Source organism: Glutamicibacter sp. NPDC127525, assembly GCF_042672105.1.
Taxonomy (GTDB): domain Bacteria; phylum Actinomycetota; class Actinomycetes; order Actinomycetales; family Micrococcaceae; genus Glutamicibacter.
In genome coordinates this window covers 351,833-371,515 of the sequence record NZ_JBHXVN010000004.1, presented here as the reverse complement: position 1 = coordinate 371,515, position 19,683 = coordinate 351,833, and the positions used below count along the sequence as shown (strand labels likewise).

Here is a 19,683-nt window from a genome sequence, read left to right as displayed (position 1 = left end):
CTGAACTATATGGGTGGTGATGCGCTAGAGTCAATAGCGAGCAGTGAACGATTCGTCCCAATAAATTCTCAAGGAGAAGGCATGCGCCAACCAGCGTCTAGCGCCCGTGCCGCAAGCTCTTCGGCCCCGGGTAACGTCGGAGACGTGCGCAAAGCCAACCTGGCCAGGGTCCTATCGGTGATCGCAGGCGCAGGGGAAGACCAGCGGTTATCACGCGCCGATATCGCCCAACTCAGCCAGCTCACCAAGGCCTCGGTCTCCAGCCTGGTCGCCGATTTGCTGGCGGCCGGACTAGTTATCGAAATTGGCGTGCACCGCGACGGGGAACGCGGGCGGCCCTCGGTGGGGCTCATCCTGAACCCCGCACGCTGTGTCATGGGCATGGAAATCAACGTTGACTACATAGCCGCCGGGCTGGTGGACCTCAGCGGCAAACTGCTGGCACACGAAATCCTGCCCAGTGCCAACCACAGCTCAACAGCCAGCGAAGTGCTCGCTGCGCTGGGAGAGCTGAGTCAAAGGCTCCAAGCTGCCGCCCGGGCCCAAGGGCTAATGATTCTCGGCGGCGGGTTGGCTGTTCCTGGTTTGGTCAACGAGGAGCGGTACACCGTCCTGCAGGCCCCTAACCTCGGCTGGGAGCGGCAAGACCTGGATGTCGCAGCATTGCTGCCCGACGCCAAAACCCGCTTCAGGCTCTTTAACGAAGCCAACGCCTCAGCGCTGGCCCAGCAGCAGTTGATGGACGTCCAAGAACGCGACTTCCTGTTTGTCTCCGGGGAAGTGGGCATCGGTGGCGGATTGATAATCGACGCTGAACTTTTTGCCGGTCCCCAGGGACACGCCGGTGAACTCGGGCATGTGGTGATTGCCCCCGAGGGCAGGGCCTGCAGCTGCGGCGGTCGTGGATGCTTGGAAACCATTGCCGGGCAGGAAGCGATCCTGGCTGCCGCTGATCTAGGGGCGATGGTCGATAGCGCCTCGCGCCAACGGCGGATCCACCAGCTATTCCAAGCGCTGGAAACCGGAACCGAACCCGCGCTGAGCGCGGTAGCCGAGGCCGGAAAATCCTTGGGAATTGCGGTGGCCTCGGCCATGCGCCTGTATGACGTTTCCACGGTAGTCTTTGGCGGGCACTTTGCCGCCCTGGAACAGTGGCTACGTCCTGCCATGGAAGCCAGCCTCCAGATGCACGCGCCGAGCATCGCCGGCCAGGCTCGACTGCTGTGCTCGCCGCTGGGCCAAACAGGTGCGCTGGTCGGTGCCGCGCGCAGCGTGGCGGGGGACCTGTTGGAGGCCCCGCATCAGCTGGTGGGTTGAGAAACGCCTACCGGCTGCTGCAGTTCGGCCACCCAATCACCTTGGTCTTCGGAGATGGCACGCACGTAGACTTCGCGGCACGGACCGGTCGGAACCAAACCGCGGGCTAGGACTTCTTCGTGCACGGCCTGCCAGCTTTCATGGATGGTGTCCATGGAGCCGAGGTGCACTCCGCAGATGGCTTCGGGCACCGCGGGGAGCTCGATGATTTCGACATCGGCGAGGTTGGGAGCGTTAGTGGCGTATCCGGCAATGACCTCTACTCCATCCTCAGTTCCGTTGTATTGCGCAATGGGCGTGGCAAGGCTTTGGCCCTGAATGGACTGCGCGATTCTGTCGAAGAGCGGGCCGATGCGACCAGCGATTTCAGGTTGCTCGGACACCGTGAAGCGGCCTGCGGCCAAGCGCACTGCGGGCAGTGGCTTGTGGATGATTTCAATGCGTGACATGAGATTCTCCTTTGAGATCAAGCGCGGGCGCCGTTGCACATCCTGCAGCCGCTGCGTGGCCAGCCGGTGTTCGGCCTCGACCTGCGCGGCACGATTCTGCAAGTGCTCAGCAATCTTTTCCGCGGTGGCTCCCTGATCCAGGATCAGGGAAACCTCTTCCAGGCCGAAACCCAGCTCGCGCAAGGCCACGATCTGATGCAAGCGCTGGAGCTGGGAAGGGTCGTAGGAACGGTAGCCGCTGCACGGGTCTACGTGGGCGGGCTTGAGCACCCCGGCGGTATCCCAGTGCCGCAGCATGCGGTGGGTAACCTGGCCGATCTGCGCAAACGCCCCGATGGATAGCATGCTTCAGTTCTCCGCCCTCACACTGTGTCAGGGTCAAGCCCTTGGCTGGTTTTGGAATAATTGTTGCATCGCGAGAGTTCTCCCGGGCGGTTTTGACGGCCGGCAAAGTTCCGGAATCTCCGAGCAGCTACGCATGAATCCTTGGATGAGGCAGCAGCTGGCTATAGTCTTCCAGGGTGAAGACCCGTCAAACCGCCTTGCGCTTCCTCAACCTGGCTCGGATACTGTGGGCGCTGGCCACCCTGGGCGCTATCGTGGCGACCTACGCCGACACTGCCTCACGGGGCCCGGTGCAGCCACTGAATTTCTTTGGCTACTTCACCATCCAGTCGAATCTGGTGGTGGTTCTGGTCGGGCTTATCGCAGGACTGATGGGCCTAGCCAAGGGTGCTTCGATGCCCCGCTGGGTTGTGGGCCTGCGTGCCATGGCGAGCGTGTGCATGGTCGTGGTCGGGCTGATCTACCTCACGCTGCTGGCACCCTTAGGGGCCGCAGGCGGGGTTCCGCTTCCTTGGGCGAATTGGGTAATGCATATTCTCGGTCCCCTGCTGGTTCTGGCCGATTGGCTCTTGGCCAGGGACCGTACTTCCCTGTCCTACCGGGCGGTGCCGCTATTGCTGATTTACCCGTTGCTCTGGACCGGGGTAGTGCTGATTCGCGGAGCGTCCGATGGATGGGTTCCTTACCCGTTCCTCGACCCGGATCAGGGATACCCCGTCATTGCCCTGTACGTTGTTTCCATTGCCGTGCTCTTCGCGGGAATAGCTTTTCTGGTTGTCGCTTATGGCCTGCGTGGGCGACATCGTGACGTGCAACTCGAGATTCGCTAATCGTTTCGGTAAACTTTGGTCGTAAGAGCCCCTAACTCTTGCAACGGACCTTCAGGTTTCAGTGAGCAGGACAGGGGCATATTTTTTGTCCGGCACCGTGCCGGGACGGCGCTAAGCACGCCGCAACCGCTGCTTTAAGCAAGGGGGAGGATCCCATGCCAGCAATCGTGATCGTCGGAGCCCAATGGGGCGATGAAGGCAAAGGAAAGGCTACCGACCTGCTCGGTGGCAAGGTCGACTATGTAGTGAAGCCAAACGGCGGCAACAACGCCGGGCACACCGTGGTCGTAGGCGGCGAGAAGTACGAGCTCAAGCTCCTTCCTGCCGGCATCCTTTCCCCGAACGCCACTCCGATTATCGGCAATGGCTGCGTGGTGAACCTTGAAGCCCTCTTCGAAGAAATCGACGGCCTGGAATCGCGCGGCGCCGACACCTCGAAGCTGCGCGTTTCGGCCAACGCCCACCTGGTGGCCCCGTACCACCAGACCATGGACAAGGTCACCGAACGCTTCCTGGGCAAGCGGGCCATCGGCACCACCGGCCGCGGCATCGGCCCCGCCTACATGGACAAGGTCGGACGCCTGGGCATCCGCGTGCAGGACGTCTTCGACGAGTCCATCCTGCGCCAGAAGGTCGAAGGCGCACTGCGCCAGAAGAACGAGCTGCTGGTCAAGATCTACAACCGCCGCAGCGTCGAGGTCGAGGAAATCGTCTCGTACTTCCTCTCCTACGCCGAGCGCCTGCGCCCGCTGGTCATCGACTCCACCTACGAGCTGAACAAGGCTCTGGACGAGGACAAGGTCGTGCTGATGGAAGGCGGCCAGGCCACCTTCCTGGACGTGGACCACGGTACCTACCCATTCGTGACGTCCTCCAACCCGACTGCTGGTGGCGCGTCCGTGGGTTCGGGCATCGGCCCGACCCGCATCACCCGCTCCATCGGCATCATCAAGGCCTACACCACCCGCGTGGGTGCTGGTCCGTTCCCTACCGAGCTGTTCGACGACATGGGCCTCTACCTGCAGAAGACCGGTGGCGAATTCGGCGTAAACACCGGACGCCCGCGTCGTTGCGGTTGGTACGACGCCGTGCTGGCTCGCCACGCTTCGCGCGTGAACGGCTTCACCGACTACTTCGTCACCAAGCTGGATGTGCTCACCAACATTGAGCAGATCCCGGTATGCGTGGCCTACGACGTTGACGGCGTGCGCCACGACGAAATGCCGATGACGCAGACCGAGTTCCACCACGCGAAGCCGATCTTCGAGTACTTCCCGGGCTGGACCGAGGACATCTCGGGTGCGCAGAGCATGGAAGAGCTTCCGGAGAACGCAAGGAACTACATCCTGGCCCTGGAGAAGATCTCCGGCACCCGGATCTCCGCCATCGGCGTGGGACCGGACCGCGATCAGACCATCGTGCGCCACGATCTGATCCAGGACTAGTTCCTGTAGCCAAGGAGCCGCCGCAGTTCATCAGCTGATGAACTGCGGCGGCTCTTTTTCGTTTGCGTAGCGCCAAAGCATGTTGGCCACGAGATCCAGTCACACCCAGATGAAACTCTAGGATTGAATGGTGCCTGCCGGTTGTGCCGAACAGGCGCAACCAGTATGCGGATGTACCAAGAAGGAACTCGAATGCCAGAACAGATTATTGTCAGCGCCGTCATTTTCAGAAACGATGCGGGGCAGGTTCTGACAGTCCGCAAACGGGGTACGGCATCATTCATGTTCCCTGGTGGCAAGCCAGAGCCAGGGGAAGCGGCTATTGATGCAGCGATGCGAGAAGTGAGCGAAGAGCTGGGAGTAAGCTTGGATTCAGCATTGCTGCGTCTCATTGGAACCTTCACGGCCCCGGCGGCTAACGAAGAAGGGCATAGCGTTCAAGCCACCGTATTTGAACATCCGTTGGTACCGATTGCTGAACCTCTGGCCGAAATTGAACAGCTGCGGTGGATTGACCCATTAGCGGAACTGGACGAGCTCGCTCCTTTGCTCAAAGACGTGGTCTTCCCAGTCTTGGCCGCCCAGCACCGAAAGATTCGAAGGCTGGCAGTTTTCACCGGCTCCGCTTCGGGCAATTCACCTATTTATGAGCAGGCGGCAGAAAACTTCGCGCGCACTGTTGCTGCCTCGGGTCGAGCCATCGTCTACGGCGGCGGACGGGTAGGCCTGATGGGATCAATTGCTGATGCTGCCCGAGCGGCCGGTGGAGACGTTTTCGGAGTTATGCCGCAGGTCCTGGTTGATGGTGAACTGGCGCATCCAGGATTAACGAGCTTGGAAGTTGTGCCCGACATGCATGCTCGCAAGCACCGCATGTCAGAACTGGCTGATGGTTTTGTCGCCCTGCCTGGTGGCGCCGGAACGTTGGAAGAGCTCTTTGAAGTATGGACTTGGCAACAGCTTGGAATCCACGCAAAACCGGTAGCACTCCTGGACGTCGACGGATTCTGGCAGCCGCTGCTGAGCATGCTGGATCACATGACGGATCAGGGTTTCCTGGCCCCGAAGTTCCGTGACTCATTGGTGGTCGCCAGCGAACCGGAAGCGCTTTTGGATGCCCTATCCTCGTGGGAAGCGCCAGCGGCAAAATGGGGCGCCGGTTCCAAGAACTGAAGCTCGATGAACCAAACGAGCCCTGTGCCCAGCGGTTTTCACCGCTGGGCACAGGGCTCGAATCTATCTGCTCGACTCGGTATTCCTGGCGGACTAGAGCGTAGGCTCTTGTGCCGTGGCATTGATCGGAGCGTCCTGGATCTTGCCCGCAACCCGCAGGTTCCAGTGCTCAATCACCTGTCGGTCCGTCGACTTGGTCAATAGCGAAACAGCAATGAACGCTGCTGCCGAAGCGATCAGGCCATAGTAGATCGGCTCATTGGCATAGACGCCGTCGAACTTGTTCTCGGCCTGGATCTCCAAGATGATCATGGTGCCCAAAGTAGCTATCGATCCGGCAGCCATGGAGGCCGTAGCGCCAAGGCCGTTGCCGCGCTTCCACAGCAGGCCGCCGATGATTGCCACCAGCAATCCGCCCACCAGGATGTCATAGGCAATGGTCAATGCTGCGACCACGTCATCCACCAAGATCGCCAGCGCGACCGTCACGACGCCCAAGGCCATGACCCAGATGCGGTTTGCGCGCACGTCATGCTCCGGGTTCTCATCGGTATTCACTTCCAAGTGCTTGCCGAACCAGCTGGCGACAAATGGGGTGACGTCGGTGCGGGCCACGGTGGCGGCGGCGATCAGCGCACCGGAGGCGGTGGACATCATCGCGGCCACGGCCGCGGCCATGACCAATCCGCCCACCGCAACGGGCAGCAACTGAGTGGCGACCTCGGCATAAACCACGTCCTTGTTATCCGCCGCGCCGGCGATGTTCGGCAGCGCCACCTTCGCGGCCATGCCAATCAGTGCGCCGGCAGCACCGTAGAAGATGCAGTAGATGCCGGCGGTCATCCCGCCCCAGCGGGCGACCTTCGGGGTTTTGGCGGTGAAAACGCGCTGCCAGATATCCTGGCCGATCAGCAAGCCCAAGGTGTAGACCACGAAGTAGGTGATGATCGACTGCAGCCCCATGCCGGTGAAGCTGAAGAATTCGGCGCCCACGCGCTCGCGGATGCCATCCATGCCGCCTGCGGCATTCATGGAGAATGGCAGCATCAGGGCGAAGATGCCGACGGTCTTGATGACGAACTGCACCTGGTCGGCCAGGGTGATGGACCACATGCCGCCGATAGTGGAGTAGATGACTACGATGGCGCCGCCGATGGCGATGGCCAGCCATTTCTCCCAGCCGAAGAGCACCACGAAAATGGTGGCGTAGGCGCTGGTTGAGGTGGCGCAGAGCATCAGCGTGTAGGCCAGCATGACGATGCCGGAGGTATTGGTTGCCGCCGCGCTGCCGTAGCGCAGGGTCAGCATCTGCGAAACGGTGAAGACCTTGAGCTTCTGCAGCGTCGGGGCGAAAGCCAGCGACAGCAGGATCACGCCTGCGCCAATAGCCACCACGAGCCACATGCCGGAGATCCCGTGCTTGTAGCCCAGGCCAACGCCGCCCACGGTCGAGGCTCCGCCGAGCACCACCGCCGCCATGGTTCCGGTGTAGAGGAAGGGGCCCAGGCGCCGGCCGGCCACCAGATAGTCGCTGCTGTTCTTGGTGCGGGATTTGCCCCACCAGCCAAAGGCCAGCATTGCGGCCAGGTAGGCGGCGACAATCGCGCCGTTGATGAATTCCATGGAGAACCTCGATGTCCGGATAAAAGCAGCGCTTACCTTAAGTAAACTTTTGTTGCATCACAGGCTACTAGCGCTGGCGCTGCCGATCAATGGAAATCGCGAACATTGCCCACCGCACTGCTCTGGCCAGCCGCAATGTGACGAAGCAAACCGTTCCATTCAGTGAAACTTTCTAGACATTTTGCACTCAAATATGATTCACATACGGCATCGTGTCACATATGCGTAGCATTCGATCGGCAATGTGTGCAATCGCAGCTTGTTTAGTACTGTTTCACGTTGACGCAGCGTTGCATCATTGGCCAGCAGGGCCGTTTTCTCCGCCGTTGCGTCAGACGATTTCTCGAAACCAGAAAGACGCCTAGAAGATGAGTGAAAATGGTCAGGGCCTGACAAAGAAGTCGGCCGGACACGTCATTGTCGACACGCTTGCCGCGCACGGCGTGGAACGCGCCTACGTGGTGCCGGGTGAAAGCTACCTGGATGTCCTTGATGGGCTGCACAACTCGCCAATCGAAACCGTGGTCTGCCGCCACGAAGGCGGAGCCACCTACATGGCCGAAGCCGAAGGCAAGATGCACCAGCGCCCCGGCATTGCCATGGTGACCCGTGGCCCGGGAGCTGCCAACGCCCACGTCGGCCTGCATACCGCATGGCAGGATTCGACCCCGCTGGTGCTATTCGTGGGGCTGATCCCGTTCGAGCACCGTGAAAAGGAAGCCTTCCAGGAATTCGATCCCAAGGCATGGTTCGGCACCGGCGCCAAGCGCGTGATGATCCTGGACCACGCCGATCGCGCCAGCGAAGTCGTCGCCGAGGCCATGTTCGCTGCCATGTCCGGACGCCCGGGCCCGGTGGTCGTCGGCCTGCCAGAAGACATCATCCGCAACGAAGTTTCCGCCGAAGTCCATCCGGAAATCCCGGTGGCTACCGGCGGCATGACCGTGACCGACTGGAAGGCGCTGAATACTGCCTTGCAGGAAGCGGATAAGCCGCTGTTCATTTTCGGCGGCAACGACTGGTCCCACGAAGGCGCAGCGGACTTCACTCGTTGGCTCGAGGAACACGACCTGCCAGCCGCTGCCGAATGGCGTTGCGAGGGTACCGTGCCTTTCAACTCGCCATCCTATGTTGGCCCGATCGGCTACGGCCGCCCCAAGCCGACCTATGACCTGCTGGAAGAGACTGATCTGCTGATCTTCGTCGGCACGGTTCCAGGCGACGTCATCACCGACGGCTTCAATGTCCGCCAGAACTGGGACAAGAAGAACTTCCTGGTCACCATCGACCCGTCGCTGCGCGGACGTTCCGGCCCGGTATCGCACCAGATTGTCGCCAAGCCCGATGTCTTCGTTCGCGACCTGCTGCTGATGGATTTGCCGGTCAAGGAATCCTGGAAGGAGTGGACTTCCCGGATGCGCGGCGAGCAGGAGAAGTTCGCCGAACTTCCACCAGCGCAGCCTTCCGCGGGCCAGGCGAGGATGGCGACCATGATGGCTAATCTGGTTGGATCCCTGCCCGAAGACGCCCTGGTGACCTTCGGCGCTGGCGAGCACACCAACTGGGCCCACCGCTACTTCCCAACCAACGGCTACGCTTCGATGCTCTCGGCACGCAACGGTTCCATGGGCTACTCGATTCCTTCCGCCGTCGCCGCTTCGCTGAACTACCCGGGGCGCCGCGTGGTGACCATCGCAGGTGACGGCGAGTTCTTGATGAATGGCCAGGAGCTGGCTACCGCTGCCCAGTACGGCGCCACCCCGCTGGTGATCGTCATGGACAACCAGCAGTACGGCACCATCCGCACCCACCAGGAACGCCAGTACCCGGAACGGGTTTCCGGAACCCAGTTGGCCAACCCCGACTTCGCGCTGATGGCGCAGTCCTTCGGCGGGTTCGGCGTCCGCGTCGAGAATGATTCAGATGTCCCGGCTGCCCTGGAAAATGCGCTGAAGGCCATTGACGAAAACAAGAAATTCGCGTTGATCCATTTGGTGGTAGAGCAGGGAGTCAAGGCCTACTAGGCACTGGGTGCGCTCAGCGAACAGTCGGGTCTGCGACGTATAATTCCAGCGGGTATCGTTTCTAGCGATACCCGCTGGATGCTTTAACCAGCAGAGGCAACAGACCGAGACCTTCAACCGTGGAGCGGCCCTAGAATGAACGATGCCCTTATTGCTAGCCTTCTCCGGGCCGTAGAAGCAGCGCCGGACGACCATGCCCTGCGATTGCACCTGGCTGAACAGCTCGATGGTGCCGGTCGATCCGCCGAAGCGCTGTCCCATGTCAGCATCGTGCTGCAGCAGGATCCGGGGAACGCGTCCGCGCTGGGAAGGCTTGGAACGATCAGCGCGTCGATGGCCGCAGCGATGGCCCCGCAGGCGCCCGTCGAACCCGCAGCGGATGCCGCGCCGGCTGGAAACCAGCAGAACGATACGCCACCAGGCTACGACTGGGAAGCGGGTTCCAAGGAACTCGGCAGTTCGCTGCCGGCGCCCTTTATTGAAGGACGGGTCCCACTGCGCTCAGATGCGGGGTCCGATGCCCCGGAAGCTCCCATCGAGAACCCGGCCGGAAAGGGTGTCACCCTGGATGATGTGGGTGGCTTGCAGGCGGTCAAGGACCGCCTGGACGAATCCTTCCTGGCACCGATGCGCAACGCCGCAATTGCCAAGGCCTTTGGCAAATCATTGCGCGGCGGGCTGCTGCTGTATGGGCCACCGGGATGCGGCAAGACTTTCCTGGCTCGCGCGGTGGCCGGTGAGCTGAAAGCCAATTTCATGTCTGTCACCATTACCGATGTGGTTGACTCCTACATCGGTGAAACGGAAAAGCGGCTCAAGGCGATTTTCGACCAGGCCCGCAAGAATGCGCCAACGGTTCTCTTCATCGATGAGATTGATGCCATCGGCATCCGCCGCGGTTCGCTGACTGGATCGGGCGCGTGGATGCGCCAGATGGTCAATCAGCTGCTGATCGAGATGGATTCGCTTGCGGGAAACAACGATGGCCTTTACGTTCTGGGGGCTACCAACCACCCATGGGATCTGGACGAAGCACTGCTGCGTCCAGGCCGGTTGGACCGGACCCTGCTGGTGACTCCGCCGGACGCGCCGGCACGTGAGTCCATCTTGCGGTACCACCTGAAGAACCGCCCGATTGCCGGAATCGACCTGGAATGGATTGCGGCACAGACCGACGGATTCTCGGGCGCGGACCTGGAGCACGTGTGCACCACTGCCGCCGAGAAGGCAATGATGCAATCCATCGAGCGCAACGAGGTTCTCCCCTTGGACATGGGCCATATCAGAACTGCCCTGGCGGAAATCAAGGCGTCGACTTTGCCGTGGCTGGAATCCGCGCGAAATGTGGTGCGCTTCAGCAACCAGCATGGCCGCTACGATGATTTATCCGAGTATCTGGTTTCGCAGAACATGCTCTAGAAAGCACCGGGGGAGTACACCGCATGGAATTCGAGCGACTGCATCACCGGATCACCCACCACCTGGCGATCGGACGGGAAACCGAAGCGATTGCCTTGCTGAAGGATAACCTCAACGAGCACCATCAGGTCCCTGCCTTCTGGATCCTCTATTCGTCATGCCATTTGAGCCTCAAGCAGTGGGCCGAAGCGGAGTCCGCTGCCAGAGCCGGGCTGAATCTGGATCCTGCCAACCCGGTGGCCGGGGAGTGCCTGGCCGTCGCCCTGATGCGCCAGCATCGACGGGAGGAGGCGCTGCTGGCGATCCGGCAGGTAATCGAAACGGAACCGGAATACGGCAACGGGCACTACTGGCTGAGCATGATCACGCTCAGCGATATTCGGAGCAACGATGACAGGGTGCTGGCCCGCCAAGCCATCGAGCACGCGATTCGGCTGGAGCCGGGGAACCCCGATTACTACCAGGGCGCGGCAATTGCTGCCGAAGCCCAAGATGACAACCGGGCGGCTCTCGGATTCCTCCAATCCGGGCTGCAGATCGACCCCAATCACCAGGGGCTTTTGCGGGCGGCCGGAAGTATCGGCAATGGCGAAAAAATCGTCGGGGAACAAGGCGATGTGCTGCGTGGATTGATATCCATGGATCCGATGAACGAAGGCCTGCATCAGGACTACGCGGAGACCTTCGTTGCGAAGCAAACTGCCTACGCTAATCGGTTCTGGCTTTTCACTCCGGTGCTGGCAGTTGCCGCTGCCCTGGGGCAGCGGGCTGGTGGAACCGGGGCGCTGCTGGCGATTGCCGCCATTGCCATCGTGGCCGGGCTCTTTGGATGGTGGAACAAGAAGGCGTACAGCAAGGCGGCCAGGTCGTTGCCCTCCGGCTACGCCAAGGACATTGATGCGCGCTTCCCCAAACTGCCCCGAGCTATTCGCTCCTACCGGATTGGTTGGCTCCTGAGCACAAGCGGAGCGGTCCTGGGCTGTTTCCTGCCGGTGGCTGGCATCATCGTGATGCTGCTCGGTGTGCTGGCAAGCCAGCTAGGAGCACTGTGGATCCTGCAAGAAAATGCTGGCCCGCCAAGAACGGGCTCCGACCGCCACGAGCAACGCCGGTACCTGGTCCGGTGCAGCGGCTTGCACGCGGCTGGCTTCTGGAAGCGGGCGTGCCTGGCGCTCATCCAGCTAGTGCTCTTAGGGATTTGCTTGGCCAATGAAAGCAGGATCGCTGCCGTGCCAGCCGGATCGGTGGCCGCCGGACTGCTGGTGCCTGGCATTTCCTTGCTGGCAGCGCAAGTCCGTCTTGGATTCAAGGAAAATGCCTTTGCCTACGGGCTGACTGTCAGTTCCTCGGCCAAAAACCGGAACTTGGCCATGCTTCGCGGCAATATCGGCGGCCTGTATTTCATCGGGGTGCATCTGTTCGCCGGGCTGTTTGCCGCGGCTGCATCGCTGGGGCTGCTCATATCGGGAGTGGAGGGTTCGCTGGATTCGCCACCGGAGCCCCGTCATCCAAGCCAGGATAGCGTCCTCGACGAAGACTTGCTGAATCAGCTCAAGGATGTGGAAACTCCGGATTCCCAGCCCCGTGAATACTCGATCCCTTCGCTGCCGGACATGCTCGATATTCCGTCCCTCGGCGTCCCGAACCAGTGAGCAGGAACCTACGCGGAAAAGATCACAACGCCGTGGGCCTTTCTGTCTTGGCACGCGCCCGCTGAAGAAATAAGATGAATTGCTACCGATTCCCGTGAGCACTAGAACCCCAACCACGAGGTGGATAATCTGATGGCACAGATGAGCGAAGAGCTCATTGAGCAGTGGGCTGACGCAACTGCTGAAATCTACAATGAGTCCCTGACTGGCATTAATCTGAGCCGTCTGCCCGAGGCAGTGGCTCAGTACGTCGACCTATTCGCGCAGAGCGAGAACTTGACGTTCAATGGGGAGGCCACCCCCACCGATTACTTCGATAATCACCCATTCCTCGCGGTGACCGCAGTGCTCAACAGCCCAGAGGCGCTGGAAGCCCTGGATTCCGATGCGCAGGACGCGTTGGATGCGATGGTTGACTTCACCGAGGCCTGGTACAACTTCGACCTCGAGAATGAGCCGGAACTCGGTATCTCCGAGGCGGATGGCGACGACGAAGAAGACTGGTAAGCCTTCTGCCGCCCAGGGGCCGGCACCCAGCAGCGTACGCGCGCTGGGTGCCGGCCTTTGCTGCAGGCGGCCGGAAACCGGATTGCATGCCAACAGCCATGAAGCTATTCCATTTGGCCGCCGAGGGTGGCACTATGCGGATATGAGCCAGTTCAGCGTTTTCGAGAGCACCGTGGTCATTCACCTGCCGGTGCACCGTGTCTGGGAGCTGCTTACCGATTGGGCAGCAACACCCTTGTGGATCCATGGGATCGGCTCCATGCATTCGGACGACCCGCAGCTCAAGGTCGGCACCCAGCTGGTATACCGCGTTGCCGGCCATGAACGCGTGTATCGCGTCCATGACCTGATCGAGAACCGCTTGCTGATCCTGCACACCTCGGAGAATCCCGATGGGCTCTCCTACCGCTACGACCTGAAGGACGACGCGGGGCATACCGAGGTAGTGCTGCAGGTGGCAATCATCAACCCGGATCTGACGGTGGAGCAGTGCGAGGAGCTGGCGGCAAATATCCGCGAAAGCGAAGGGGACAAGCTGGACCAGCTGCGGCTGTACGCAGAGCAGGCCCCCTGAGCACCTGCGCGGCGCAAGACTATTTCGTCGCGCCGGGAGCAGGAGCCGAAGCATAGGCCGTCGAATTCTCTAGCTGGCCATTGAATAGCTGGTCCACGGTGACCGGGGTGTAGCCCTCGGCCTTCAGCTTCTCCACGAGATCCGGCAGTGCCTTGACTGAGCTCTCATGGATGTCATGCATCAAGATGATGGAGCCCGGATGGACTTCGTCCATGGCGATGCGCACCGTTTTCTCCGGATCGTGGTGCTTCCAATCCAGGGTGTCAACATCCCACAGCACCAACGGGTAGGGCACCAGCCGGTCATAGACGGCACCGTGATTCCCATAGGGCGGGCGGAAGACGGTGGGCTCGTGGCCGGAGGCCTTTTCTACCGCTTCGCTGGTCCATCCCAGCTCATGCTGGATCTGTTCTCTGGTCAGCGTCGTGAGATCCGCATGGTCCCAGGTATGGCTGCCCAGCTGGTGGCCTTCGGCAGCCATGCGCTTGACCGCGTCGGGGTATTTGGCAATGTTCTTCCCGACCATGAAGAAGGTGGCTGGCGCATCCGCGGCCTTCAGCTCGTCGAGCAGCCGCCCGGTGTACTGGCCAGGTCCGTCATCAAAGGTCAGCGCCACGCATCGAGCCACGGCGCAATCCACCTGCTCGCTTGCCGCGGAGCCCGTGGGCTGCGTATCGGGAGCAGGCGCTGGTGCAGGGGAACAGGAAACCAGGAATGCCGGGCCCAGCGCCAACAGCGCCAACAGGGCCAGGCGCGCCATGTCGGGCAATCGAGAAGTCATCCTTCCACCTTCCCGTCATGCCCGGTCCGTGCCCGGGAACTACACGCGAAAATCTGCTGGGAGTTTGATCAGTGCCGGCCCAGCGCCAGCTGGTCGCAACCGGTCAACTGCGCTCGCCGTCCAGCTCCGCCGGAACGGGGTCCGAGAGCGGATGCGCTATTTCGTCGCGGGCAAATTTCCCGGCCCACCATGCGATGATTCCGAACAGCGGCGAGGCGAGGCCGGCAATGACGAATATCGCCTGCAAGCTGAGCACCTGGGTCAAAGGTCCCGCCGCCGCCATGGACAGCGGCATCAGCGCCAGCGAAACGAAGAAATCCAGGCTGGAGATCCGCCCGAGCAGGTGTCCGGGAACCCGGCGCTGGAGCAAGGTGCCCCAGATGACCATGCCCACGGCGTCGGTGATGCCGAAGGCCAGCAGGATCGCGAAGAGCATCCACGCGGCATCGACGTAGCCCACCAGGGCCAGGGGCAAGGTGCCCAGGCACCAGCAGGCGGTCATCAAGCTCAAGTAGCGCCGCGGGAATTTCGCGGACGCGACCAGCAGCGAGCCGATCGCCGAACCGAGGCCGAAGAAGGCCAGCGCGAAGCTGAACAGTTTCGCGTCCCCGTGCAGGTTGCCGCTGACGATGAAGGGCAGCAGCACCTCGAAGGGCCCGATGAAGGTGAACACCGAAATGACCGAGAACAGCAGCGTCCACAGCAGCCAGCGGGTGCGCACCGTATAGCCGATGCCTTCGCGCAGCTGCCGGAACATCCCGGGCTGTCCCTGGCCGTCAACGGGGCCTGGCGCGTTGTACGCCTGGCGGTTGGGGATCCGGCGCAGCATCAGCAGCGCCGCGAGGTGGATTACGCAGATGCCGACGATGGCGTGCGCCGGCGAGAGTCCCGCCACCACGAATCCGGCGGCCATCGGGCCCAGGGCGGTGTGCACCACCGGCCGGGCTGTCCCTTCCAATCCGTTGGCGGCCAGCAGCTGCTCGGCGGGCAGCATCTTGGGCAGCAGTGCGGAGTAGGCGGGGTAGAAGAAGGCCGACCCGGCCCCGCCGCAGAAGCCGGCGAGCATCAGGTGCCACAGCTCCAGGGCACCGGCCATGGCCAGCACCGCGGTGATGCCCATGGCCGCCAGCGACAGCGCCTCGACCAGCATCACGATCCGCCGGCAGGAATGGCGGTCCGCCATGATCCCGCCGAGCAGCACGAAGCAGAGCAGCCCGGCGGCACTGGCGGTGGCCACGGCAGAAAGCTGGATGGGCCCGCCGCCCAGCTGGCGCACCTGGTAGACCATTGCCACGGCCCACATGCCGGCGGCGAAGGTGGAGAGGACAAGTGCGCTGGCCAGCAGGGCGTAGTCGCGGTAGGCGAACGGCTTGATGAGGCGCAGTGCAGAGGTTTTGAGCGCGCTCATGGAAGCTCCTGCGGTAGTGCGTAGGAACTATCATCCATCCACTGATTGAGCTTTGTCAATCAGTGGATGGTAATTAAATAACTCCGGGGACCACGCGATGGCGCGTGGTCCCCGGAGCTCGGCTTCGCGCTACTCGGCGTCGTGGTCGGTTTCCAGGATGGCCGCCAACTGCTCCAGGGCAGCTTCGGCTCCTTCGCCTTCGGCGCGCAGCACTACGGTGGTTCCGTATTCCGCGCCCAGGCCCATCAGCGAGAGGATGCTGGACGCGTCCAGCGCCTCGTCCACGGGCTCGCCCTGAAGGGCGATGGTGACCTCGACCGGCGCCTCGGCCGCGGCCTCGGCGAAGATGGCTGCCGGGCGGGCGTGCAGGCCGACGCGGCTGCCGATGATTGCTGTACGTTCTGCCATGATGGCTCCTTCAGGATCTATTGAACGGTTGATTGCGGTAAATTCGGGGGGCCTAGAGGCCGAATCGGTCCAGCTCGCCCAGCTGCGCGCGCACGGCAGTGCGTGCCGCCTCGGCCGACTCGGCGTCCAAGGCCAGCTGGGACAGGCGCTGCGCAGTGGGCAGGTCTACGGTGCGCAGCACCGCGGCAACCGGTGCCAACGCCCGCTTGTTCATGGACAGGGTGTCCACGCCCAGGCCCACCAGCACCACGGCCAGCGCCGGGTCGGCAGCCGCTTCGCCGCACACCCCGACGGGTTTGCCGCCGGCCGCCTGCGCACCGGCGGCGGTGGCGGCCACCAGGTGCAGCACTGCCGGCTGCCAGGGGTCGTTGAGCTCGGCCAGGGCACCGAGCTGGCGGTCCGCGGCCATGGTGTACTGGGTCAAGTCGTTGGTGCCGATGGAGACGAAATCGCAGCGCTGCAGGATCTGGCCTGCCAGCACCGCCGCCGAAGGGACCTCGATCATGGTCCCGGCGGTGGCCAGGCCAGCGGCCTTGGCCAGCTGCGCGAATTCCTGCGCTTCGGACGCAGTGGAAATCATCGGCGCCATCACCCAGATTTCGGCCTGGTGCTCGCCGGCGGCTTGCGCGATGGCCTGCAGCTGGCGTTCGAGCACGCCCGGGCTGGACAGGTCGGTGCGGTAGCCGCGCACGCCGAGGGCCGGATTCGGCTCGCTGGCATCGGTCAGGAAGGGCAGCGGCTTGTCCGCTCCCGCATCCAAGGTGCGCACCACGACCTTGCGGCCGGGGAAGGCGGCGAAGACCGCACCGTAGGCTGCCACCTGCTCGTCATGGGAGGGCTCCTTGTCCTTGCCCAGGAAGCAGAACTCGGTACGCAGCAGGCCCACGCCCTCGGCGCCCGCCGCGGCGGCCAGCTGCGCGTCGTCGCCGCTGCCGACATTGGACAATAGCGGCACGCGGTGCCCGTCGCGCAGCTGCCCGGTGCCGGAGAACTCCGGCAGCGCCTCGCGGTTGGCGTAGGTGGCGGCCAGGTGCTCTTCGGCCTCGCCGGGACCGGTGATGACCAGCCCGTCGATGCCGTCCACGAAGACATGGTCCCCGTCGGCCAGCGCTGTGGTGCCGGCAGCGGCCACGATGGCCGGAAGGCCCAGCGAGCGCGCGATGATGGCGGTATGCGATTGCGGCCCGCCATCGGAGGTGACCAGCGCCAGGACCTTGGCCGGATCCAGCGTCGCGGTATCGGCCGGAGCCAGGTCCACCGCGGCGAGGATGAAGGGCTGGTCCGAGTCCGGGATGCCCGGGGCGGGCACGCCGCGCAGTTCGGCGACGATGCGCGAGCGCACATCGAGCACATCCCCGGCGCGTTCGGCCATGTAGCCGCCGAGCGCCGACAGCTGCGTGGCGACCGCGTCGGCGGCCTCCCAGATGGCCGATTCGGCGCAGGTGCCCGATGCCACCAGCCTGGTGGCCGACTTGAGCAGCGTGCGGTCGCTGGCCATCAGCGCGGTGGCCTTGAGCACGGCTTGGGCATCGCCGGTGGCCTGCGCCGCGCGTTCCTTGAGCTGCGCGGCGACCGCCTGCGTGGCCTCGGCCAGGCGCAGGGATTCGGCTTCCGCGCTGGAACCTGCTGGCAGGGGCGCGCCGTCGGCGGGCGGGAGGATGGGGTCGGGCATGCGGCGCACGGATCCGATGACCCGTCCGGCGCTGACGCCTACTCCGGTGAATTTCTGGCTCATGCTGCGGCCTTTGCCTCTTCAGCGGCCCGTGCGGGGGCCTTGCGGACATATTTCTTCAGGATGATCACCAGCGCCGCGGAAACCAGCGTGCCGATCACGGTGGCCACCAGGAACATCGGCCAGGTGCTGTCCATCGCGAAGAAGACGAAGATGCCGCCGTGCGGTGCCTGGGAGAGCACATCGAAGCTCATGATCAGCGAGCCGGTGACCCCGGCACCCACCATGGAGGCCGGGATGACGCGCAGCGGGTCGGCCGCGGCGAAGGGGATGGCGCCTTCGGAGATGAACGCGGCACCCAGCAGCCAGGCCGCCTTGCCGTTTTCGCGTTCCGCCCCGGTGAACAGCTTCGGGGACACCGCGGTGGCCAGGGCCATCGCCAGCGGCGGAACCATGCCGGCAGCCATCACGGCTGCCATGATCATCAGCGGGGCCGGGTTCTCGGCCACCGAACCGGCGCCCAAGCCGGCTACCGCGAAGGAATAAGCGACCTTGTTGATCGGCCCGCCCAAATCGATGGCCATCATCAGGCCCAGGACCAGGCCGAGGATCGCCGCCGCGGTGCCGGACATGCCCCCCAGCCAGCCGTTGAGGGCTTCGGTGAGCTGGGCAATCGGCCCGCCAAGGAACAGGAACATCAGGCCCGAAGCGATGATGGAACCGAGCAACGGCACGATGACCACTGGCATCAGGCCGCGCAGCCAGCGTGGCACGGTCCAGGAATTGATCCAGCGGCAGGCCAGGCCGGCGATAACGCCGCCGACGATGCCGCCAATGAACCCGGCTCCCATGAAGCCTGCCACGGCACCCGCGGTGAAGCCCGGGGCGATGCCCGGACGGTCGGCGTAGGCATAGGCGATGTAACCGCCCAGCGCCGGGACCAGGAAGCCCATGGACAGGCCACCGATCTTGAACGCCACCGCGCCGAGGTAGGCCAGCAAGCCAGCTTCCGGCAGATTGAACAGCGTATTTTCGGTCAAGTACTGGTCTGCTGCATCAGTGATGGCGTAGCCGCCGAGTAGGAAGCCCAGAGCGATCAGCAGGCCGCCACCGGCGACGAATGGGATCATGTAGGAGACACCGGTGAGCAGCGCGCGCTTCAGGCCAGCGCCGAAGCCCTCGGAAGCAGAATCCGTGGAGCGCTCGTTTGCCGTTTCGTTGCCGGCTGGTACCTTGCGGGCCGCCGGATCCTTGGCCGCGGCCAAGGCATCCTTGAGCAGCTTTTCGGGTTCATCCACACCGCGCTTGACTGGAACCTGGATCACTGGCTTGCCGGCGAACCGCGATTGGTCGCGCACGTCGACGTCCACCGCAAAGATCACCGCGTCGGCCTGGGTGATCAATGCCGGATCCAACGGCTTGGACCCCGAGGACCCCTGGGTTTCCACAGCGAAGTCAATGCCGAGTTCTTCGGCGGCCTGTGCCAGGGAATCGGCGGCCATGTAGGTGTGGGCGATGCCGGTCGGGCAGGCGGTGACGGCCACGATCTTCGGCCGCGCCGTGGCAGCGGGTGCAGCTGCTGGTGCAGCTGGTGCGGCGGGGGCATCGGAGAGTACTTCGGAGACCAACGCGACGATTTCCTCGTTGCTCCTGGCTGCACGCAGGGCCGCGGTGAAGGGTTTCTTCACCAGTGCGCGGGCCAGCTTGGAGAGCAGCTTCAGGTGCTCCTTGTCGGCGCCTTCCGGGGCGGCAATGAAGAAGACCAGATCTGCCGGGCCGTCCTTGGCACCGAAGTCCACCGGGGTGCCCAGCCGGGCCATGGCCAGGGTGGGAACGGTGACCGCTGCTGAGCGGCAATGCGGAATCGCGATGCCGCCGGGCACGCCGGTGGCCGTCTTCGCCTCGCGGGCCAAGGCATGCTCGGCCAATTCGGCAGCGCTGGCGGCTCGCCCGGCCTGCGTGATCTGCTGGGCCAGGTACTTGATGACGTCGGTACTCGTGGAACCTAGATGCGCATCCAGGGTGACGAGCCGGGTTTCGATCAGATCGCTCATGG

16 protein-coding genes are annotated in these 19,683 nt (G+C 63.2%); 9 read left to right on the top strand and 7 right to left on the bottom strand.

Annotation, left to right across the window (positions count from 1 at the left end; genetic code table 11):
• Window positions 1–81: 81 nt before the first annotated feature.
• The gene (locus tag ACFVHU_RS12055) at window positions 82–1,317 is read left to right on the top strand and encodes an ROK family transcriptional regulator (RefSeq protein ID WP_332488375.1); all 1,236 of its coding nucleotides are present in this window, start codon (window positions 82–84) and stop codon (window positions 1,315–1,317) included.
• Here ACFVHU_RS12055 and ACFVHU_RS12050 read toward each other — a convergent pair.
• Complete coding sequence (locus tag ACFVHU_RS12050) at window positions 1,302–2,111, bottom strand: MerR family transcriptional regulator (protein WP_388024620.1); 810 nt, start codon at window positions 2,109–2,111, stop codon at window positions 1,302–1,304. The two genes, ACFVHU_RS12055 and ACFVHU_RS12050, sit on opposite strands and share 16 nt — an antisense overlap.
• Before the next feature lie 176 nt (window positions 2,112–2,287).
• On the opposite strand from ACFVHU_RS12050, the gene ACFVHU_RS12045 reads away from it, so the two are divergent.
• From ACFVHU_RS12045 to ACFVHU_RS12035, 3 genes are all read left to right on the top strand, one after another.
• On the top strand, window positions 2,288–2,941 hold the full coding sequence (locus ACFVHU_RS12045) for a Pr6Pr family membrane protein (protein ID WP_105657920.1): 654 nt from the start codon (window positions 2,288–2,290) through the stop codon (window positions 2,939–2,941).
• A gap of 155 nt (window positions 2,942–3,096) precedes the next feature.
• A complete protein-coding gene (locus ACFVHU_RS12040) occupies window positions 3,097–4,386 on the top strand; it encodes an adenylosuccinate synthase (protein ID WP_388024618.1) in 1,290 nt (429 codons plus the stop codon).
• A gap of 192 nt (window positions 4,387–4,578) precedes the next feature.
• Window positions 4,579–5,559, top strand: a complete 981-nt coding sequence (locus ACFVHU_RS12035) for a TIGR00730 family Rossman fold protein (RefSeq protein ID WP_388024617.1) — start codon at window positions 4,579–4,581, stop codon at window positions 5,557–5,559.
• Between the two features lie 93 nt (window positions 5,560–5,652).
• Here ACFVHU_RS12035 and ACFVHU_RS12030 read toward each other — a convergent pair whose 3' ends face one another.
• Window positions 5,653–7,182: a sodium:solute symporter gene (locus ACFVHU_RS12030; protein ID WP_388024616.1), complete on the bottom strand. Its 1,530-nt coding sequence runs from the start codon at window positions 7,180–7,182 to the stop codon at window positions 5,653–5,655.
• Between the two features lie 368 nt (window positions 7,183–7,550).
• On the opposite strand from ACFVHU_RS12030, the gene ACFVHU_RS12025 reads away from it, so the two are divergent.
• The 5 genes from ACFVHU_RS12025 (at window position 7,551) to ACFVHU_RS12005 (ending at window position 13,358) form a co-directional block, all read left to right on the top strand.
• A complete protein-coding gene (locus ACFVHU_RS12025; protein WP_105657924.1) occupies window positions 7,551–9,206 on the top strand; it encodes a thiamine pyrophosphate-dependent enzyme in 1,656 nt (551 codons plus the stop codon).
• Between the two features lie 135 nt (window positions 9,207–9,341).
• Entirely contained in the window at window positions 9,342–10,625 is a 1,284-nt protein-coding gene (locus tag ACFVHU_RS12020) for an AAA family ATPase (RefSeq protein ID WP_133834946.1), read from the top strand.
• Between the two features lie 23 nt (window positions 10,626–10,648).
• Window positions 10,649–12,277: a hypothetical protein gene (locus tag ACFVHU_RS12015; RefSeq protein WP_388024615.1), complete on the top strand. Its 1,629-nt coding sequence runs from the start codon at window positions 10,649–10,651 to the stop codon at window positions 12,275–12,277.
• 132 nt (window positions 12,278–12,409) lie between these two features.
• Entirely contained in the window at window positions 12,410–12,784 is a 375-nt protein-coding gene (locus ACFVHU_RS12010) for a hypothetical protein (protein ID WP_105657927.1), read from the top strand.
• Window positions 12,785–12,926: 142 nt separating this feature from the next.
• Window positions 12,927–13,358 (top strand): SRPBCC domain-containing protein, encoded by a 432-nt coding sequence (locus ACFVHU_RS12005; RefSeq protein WP_166650869.1) that lies wholly within the window; start codon window positions 12,927–12,929, stop codon window positions 13,356–13,358.
• Window positions 13,359–13,377: 19 nt separating this feature from the next.
• Here ACFVHU_RS12005 and ACFVHU_RS12000 read toward each other — a convergent pair whose 3' ends face one another.
• The 5 genes from ACFVHU_RS12000 to ACFVHU_RS11980 form a co-directional block, all read right to left on the bottom strand.
• Window positions 13,378–14,139 (bottom strand): polysaccharide deacetylase family protein, encoded by a 762-nt coding sequence (locus ACFVHU_RS12000; protein ID WP_388024613.1) that lies wholly within the window; start codon window positions 14,137–14,139, stop codon window positions 13,378–13,380.
• A gap of 103 nt (window positions 14,140–14,242) precedes the next feature.
• Window positions 14,243–15,547: an MFS transporter gene (locus ACFVHU_RS11995; protein WP_133834942.1), complete on the bottom strand. Its 1,305-nt coding sequence runs from the start codon at window positions 15,545–15,547 to the stop codon at window positions 14,243–14,245.
• A gap of 129 nt (window positions 15,548–15,676) precedes the next feature.
• Window positions 15,677–15,955, bottom strand: coding sequence for an HPr family phosphocarrier protein (locus ACFVHU_RS11990; RefSeq protein WP_105657931.1), 279 nt, complete (start codon window positions 15,953–15,955; stop codon window positions 15,677–15,679).
• A gap of 52 nt (window positions 15,956–16,007) precedes the next feature.
• Window positions 16,008–17,690 carry a phosphoenolpyruvate--protein phosphotransferase gene (gene ptsP, locus ACFVHU_RS11985; protein WP_105662633.1) on the bottom strand — a complete coding sequence of 561 codons (1,683 nt, stop codon included), beginning with the start codon at window positions 17,688–17,690 and terminating at the stop codon, window positions 16,008–16,010.
• Window positions 17,687–19,681 carry a fructose-specific PTS transporter subunit EIIC gene (locus ACFVHU_RS11980; protein WP_388024611.1) on the bottom strand — a complete coding sequence of 665 codons (1,995 nt, stop codon included), beginning with the start codon at window positions 19,679–19,681 and terminating at the stop codon, window positions 17,687–17,689. Before ACFVHU_RS11980 ends, ptsP begins: the two co-directional genes overlap by 4 nt.
• Between the last annotated feature and the right edge of the window lie 2 nt (window positions 19,682–19,683).

Coding starts and splice junctions, on each gene's coding strand:
- ACFVHU_RS12055 (WP_332488375.1), top strand. CDS start 82: ATGCGCCAACCAGCGTCTAGCGCCCGTGCCGCAAGCTCTTCGGCCCCG.
- ACFVHU_RS12050 (WP_388024620.1), bottom strand. CDS start 2,111: ATGCTATCCATCGGGGCGTTTGCGCAGATCGGCCAGGTTACCCACCGC.
- ACFVHU_RS12040 (WP_388024618.1), top strand. CDS start 3,097: ATGCCAGCAATCGTGATCGTCGGAGCCCAATGGGGCGATGAAGGCAAA.
- ACFVHU_RS12035 (WP_388024617.1), top strand. CDS start 4,579: ATGCCAGAACAGATTATTGTCAGCGCCGTCATTTTCAGAAACGATGCG.
- ACFVHU_RS12030 (WP_388024616.1), bottom strand. CDS start 7,182: ATGGAATTCATCAACGGCGCGATTGTCGCCGCCTACCTGGCCGCAATG.
- ACFVHU_RS12025 (WP_105657924.1), top strand. CDS start 7,551: ATGAGTGAAAATGGTCAGGGCCTGACAAAGAAGTCGGCCGGACACGTC.
- ACFVHU_RS12020 (WP_133834946.1), top strand. CDS start 9,342: ATGAACGATGCCCTTATTGCTAGCCTTCTCCGGGCCGTAGAAGCAGCG.
- ACFVHU_RS12015 (WP_388024615.1), top strand. CDS start 10,649: ATGGAATTCGAGCGACTGCATCACCGGATCACCCACCACCTGGCGATC.
- ACFVHU_RS12010 (WP_105657927.1), top strand. CDS start 12,410: ATGGCACAGATGAGCGAAGAGCTCATTGAGCAGTGGGCTGACGCAACT.
- ACFVHU_RS12005 (WP_166650869.1), top strand. CDS start 12,927: ATGAGCCAGTTCAGCGTTTTCGAGAGCACCGTGGTCATTCACCTGCCG.
- ACFVHU_RS12000 (WP_388024613.1), bottom strand. CDS start 14,139: ATGACTTCTCGATTGCCCGACATGGCGCGCCTGGCCCTGTTGGCGCTG.
- ACFVHU_RS11995 (WP_133834942.1), bottom strand. CDS start 15,547: ATGAGCGCGCTCAAAACCTCTGCACTGCGCCTCATCAAGCCGTTCGCC.
- ACFVHU_RS11990 (WP_105657931.1), bottom strand. CDS start 15,955: ATGGCAGAACGTACAGCAATCATCGGCAGCCGCGTCGGCCTGCACGCC.
- ptsP (WP_105662633.1), bottom strand. CDS start 17,690: ATGAGCCAGAAATTCACCGGAGTAGGCGTCAGCGCCGGACGGGTCATC.
- ACFVHU_RS11980 (WP_388024611.1), bottom strand. CDS start 19,681: ATGAGCGATCTGATCGAAACCCGGCTCGTCACCCTGGATGCGCATCTA.